Source organism: Bradyrhizobium nanningense, from assembly GCF_004114535.1.
GTDB lineage: Bacteria > Pseudomonadota > Alphaproteobacteria > Rhizobiales > Xanthobacteraceae > Bradyrhizobium > Bradyrhizobium nanningense.
In genome coordinates this window covers 1-484 of the sequence record NZ_LBJC01000042.1, presented here as the reverse complement: position 1 = coordinate 484, position 484 = coordinate 1, and the positions used below count along the sequence as shown (strand labels likewise).

At 65.9% G+C, this 484-nt stretch carries 1 protein-coding gene; it reads right to left on the bottom strand.

The window, feature by feature from the left end:
• Positions 1-25: 25 nt before the first annotated feature.
• On the bottom strand, positions 26-484 hold a 459-nt coding region (locus XH84_RS31740), incomplete at its 5' end, for a transposase (RefSeq protein ID WP_208757121.1).

Genomic DNA, 484 nt, shown 5'->3' with positions numbered 1-484 from the left:
CGTTCACCGGCAAGAGCCGGGCCGGTCAGCTGGCGATAGCCGGAAGACTGACGGTTGGATCATCGCTCATTGGTGCGATGGTTTCCAGCGTCATGTAACGGGCGCGTTGGACGGCCCACTCATCGTTTTGCTCGAGCAGGATCGCGCCGACGAGGCGGACGATGGCGTCTTCGTTGGGGAAGATGCCGACCACCTCGGTGCGCCGCTTGATCTCGCCGTTGAGACGCTCGATCGGGTTGGTCGAGTGCAGCTTGGTCCGGTGTTGCGGCGGGAAGGTCATGTAGGCGAGCACATCGGTTTCGGCCTCGTCGAGGAAGCCGGCGAGCTTGGGCAGCTTGGGACGGAGCTGATCGGCGACCTTGCGCCACTGCGCTCGTGCGGCCTCGGCATCGTCCTGGGCAAAGGCGGTGGCGATGAAGGCGGAGACGACGCGCCGGCCGCTCTTGCCGGCATGGGCCAGCGCGTTGCGCATGAAGTGCACGCG